This is a genomic window from Desulfatiglans sp., from assembly GCA_012513605.1.
Taxonomy (GTDB): domain Bacteria; phylum Desulfobacterota; class DSM-4660; order Desulfatiglandales; family HGW-15; genus JAAZBV01.
This window is the reverse complement of sequence record JAAZBV010000138.1, coordinates 1-3,522: the sequence shown is the minus strand read 5'-3', so window position 1 is coordinate 3,522 and position 3,522 is coordinate 1. Positions and strand designations below refer to the sequence as shown.

The following is a 3,522-nucleotide window of genomic DNA, read 5'->3' as shown; positions in this document are numbered from 1 at the left end:
TTACATTTATCAGGGCAACATCTACCGGGAAATTAAGCTCAAGCGATGCTTCAGCAGTTACACCCGCCTCAGCAATTATATTGATGTCACCGGCAATAAGTGTGGCGTTTTCAAGAATAACATGCGCTCTGGCATCACCGAATATGCTGTTATCCTCTGCCGCTGCATAAAGATTAATGCTGCCCGTACCGGTATTGACTGTGCTGTTAACTGTAATGGACTCAGAAAGGATGGTAAAGGCAGTGCCTGCAAGCAGGATATCACCGGAGAGGGTTATAGAATCATTTCCATCTCCTCCGGTTATGACCAGGCGCTCTATACTGCTCATACTGTTTAAAAGGATGCCATAGGTTAAACCGTTTATGGTTATCCCGGAGGAGTTGATATTTATGGTATCTGCGCCTGTTGTGCCCTGTATTATAAGGGTATCATTACCACCCAGACCGTTTATCAGGTAATTATCAGATGTGTTAAGGCTGTGAGAGGCAGCACCGCCGGTAATGGTTAAAGAGCCAAAATCCACAATAATGGTATCAGCCCCCAATGTACCATTTACACTGATATCTGCCAGCAGATGAGAATAGTTTGACATATTTCGGTTCTGAAACAGGAATGCAGATTCAATAGAGCCCTTGTTATATTCAAGTATCCAGTCGCCTGCCCTTTCAGGCGTTCCAGTTGCATTTGCAGATGCAGCCACATCCGCACCGGTTTGCCTGCTGAGCTCTGTAATAAACCCTATGCCCAATTCGCCATCAGCAATATTGCACCCGTAAAGCAAGATATCCCCGCCATCAGCCAGGCCTTGCTGCCAAGCCTTGAGATTTTCGGAATGCTCCTCCAGGCTGCCTCTATCAACAATGCTGTTTCCTATACGCATCATACCTGATGCGCCATGGGATATTACATGTACTGTGTCTATATCCTGATATTGACCAAGTATCTCTGTGATCTGTTCAATCCCATTCCTGTCAGGGTCAAGGATTACAACCTCATAGGTAGGCCCTGTTGCATCATTTCCCTTAATCTCATTCTGTGTATCACTATCTTCAATAAGCCCTTTCTGCCCTGTTATCCACTGACCCTCAGCCCCGCCAGGGTTGTCCTCAATGATCTTATTAATCAGAGATTCATATTCAGGTACAGAGGGATCAATAATTACGAGCTGATGCCCGCCATCCTCTGAAAGCAGGCATGATAACTGGACAGAGATATTTTCCTTTGTAAATGTATACTCTTCAGAACCGCTTTTTATAACTGAGGCCTCTTCTCCGGACAGAATACTCTCCAGGTTTTGGCCGTTTTCACCTGACCATTCAGGGGATGTTACAGCCTCCGGTATTTTTATATCTGCCTTAACATCATCAGGGTTGGACACATTATTCGCTGCTTCATTAGAAAGTTGCTCCACCTCAGCGGCAGGCACGACATAGGAGATGAACAGCTTGTCTTCCGGCAATTGCTGGGAGGCAGATACAGGATCAGCCGAAAGAAGCAGACGCTTTTCAAGGGTCTCAAAAAGCATTCTGCGGCGTTCTGCCCCCTTTTTTGCACTGTTTTTTTCTGTAAAGCTCTTCAGCCTGCGTACCAGTTTTTTCAGGTGTGACATTTTCAGGGTTACCTCATATCTTGATTTCGGGTAAAAATATTCTGCTTTCTTAAAATTATTATTACTTCAACCAGGAGTTTATGGTTCTTATATCTTCCTGCGTTAAAAGCCCTACCGCCTTTTTAAGCCTCAGGCTGTAAATGATATACTCATACTGTGACTTGGCATACTCCTGCTTAGTCTGGTACAGGTCTCTTTCTGCATCTGTTACCGCCAGACTGGGGAACATACCTGACTTAAAACCCTCTTTCTTCGCCTCAAGGGTAATCTGATTTGAAATCATTGCCTCTTTCAGGGCATTGATGTTCTCTATGGAGCTTTTAATGCCAAGGAATGCGGCCCTGGATGCCCTTGTTGCTGATCTGATCTCTCCCTCCAGATCCTCTTCAGCGGCCTTTAAAAGAAGTCTGGCTTCCCGAACCTTTGATGAGGTGGATAAACCATTAAAAATGGGGATCTTAAGTTCAACTGCCCCTTCCCATCTTTCAAGGTCGCTACCACCGCCGTATAATGACCCCCCTTCAATATCCCTGTTCATCCTGCCAACAAAATTAACAGTAGGCAAATGGCCTGAGTTCTGCATTGAAACCTCTTTTTCTGCAACAACTACTCCCTTCTCCTTTACAAGCACGTCACTGTTCTGCCTTCGTGCTGAAGCGACCCATGCATCAACATTATCAGGCATCGGTGTTATCAACGGGATTGTGTCCCACCTGTATGACCCTGTTTCTCCGGGGTGCAGGCTGTTAAAGCCCTTTATATCTATACCGCCTGCTCCGGGAGATTGATTTTCATCCGTCACGGCAGCCTTTGCAGCGGAGTTACCCTTTGTACCGGGCTCAGAAAGGTAACTCTCTATCCTGATATCAGGCAATAAAATGGTTTTAAGATCATCCATACGTCTGCCGGTAATCTCAGCCAGCCCCTCAAGGGCATCTTCAAGAATGTGTTCAGCCCTTACACGCTTTGTTGTAATAACCGCAAGCCTGGCCTTTGCGTCATGAAAATCGGTAACAGGGGCAAGGCCGTTATCGTATCTCTCCTTTGCGAGATTATAATGCATGTTAACAGCAGCCTCTTCCGATCTGCTGAATTGAAGGATGTCCTTTGCCTCAAGAGCTGCAAGATATGCCTCTGTTACCCTGAGAATAAGTTTCTGTTTTGCTGTTTCAAGCTCCAGATCTGCCTGTTCAACCTCCTCCTTTGCCTGTGAAAGCCTTACAATGGATGAGTATTTAAAGATAGGCTGGCTCAATACCAGATCAAACCCCTTACCCGGATATTTTGCAGTGCTGTCACCATATACCGCAACCTCATTATCAAATATCTCATGCCTTGAACGTTTGTAAAAGGCATCAAAGCTGAGAACAGGCAGCATCTCTGCGAATGCCTGTTTATATATTTCAGGTGATGCGCTGTGCCTGTGTATCTCCTTCTGAAAGGCCGCATCACTTTCAAGGGCAATCTGATAGACCTCAAGTAGATCAGAAGAATATGCAGGTAGAGAGCAGATGAAAAATAACAGAGAACAAAAAGAGAGTCTTATAAACCCTCCTTTAATGTGCCCTGAAAAACAGTAGAAATATCTTGAGAAAATTGAATACATATTTGCGACCTCCTGATCTGATAGCTGCTGTTTAAAAAAACAAGGTAAATACCCCTATTAATTATATTTTCATTAATTAAATTACAAGAAAAATTAATGTTACTGATTACTATCTTATCGAAAGATATGGGCAATTTTTTATTCTGGCAGGGAGTTCAGAAGTAAAGATATTTTTCTTTAAAACTGCCCTGTTTCTAATCTGAAAAGATTTTTAACCACATTTTTTTATGAAGACCGCGCAGTAGAACATTTGATCGGGTAAAGGTCTTGATATGAATTTAAGTTCGATTTAATATTGATTTGAGAT

The 3,522-nt window shown here is 43.7% G+C and carries 2 protein-coding genes; both read right to left on the bottom strand.

What is annotated here, in order from left to right; translation table 11 throughout:
• The coding region (locus tag GX654_19190; GenBank protein ID NLD38990.1) for a DUF4347 domain-containing protein at window positions 1–1,609 on the bottom strand (1,609 nt) is incomplete at its 3' end.
• Between the two features lie 61 nt (window positions 1,610–1,670).
• Window positions 1,671–3,215 carry a TolC family protein gene (locus GX654_19185; protein NLD38989.1) on the bottom strand — a complete coding sequence of 515 codons (1,545 nt, stop codon included), beginning with the start codon at window positions 3,213–3,215 and terminating at the stop codon, window positions 1,671–1,673.
• Between the last annotated feature and the right edge of the window lie 307 nt (window positions 3,216–3,522).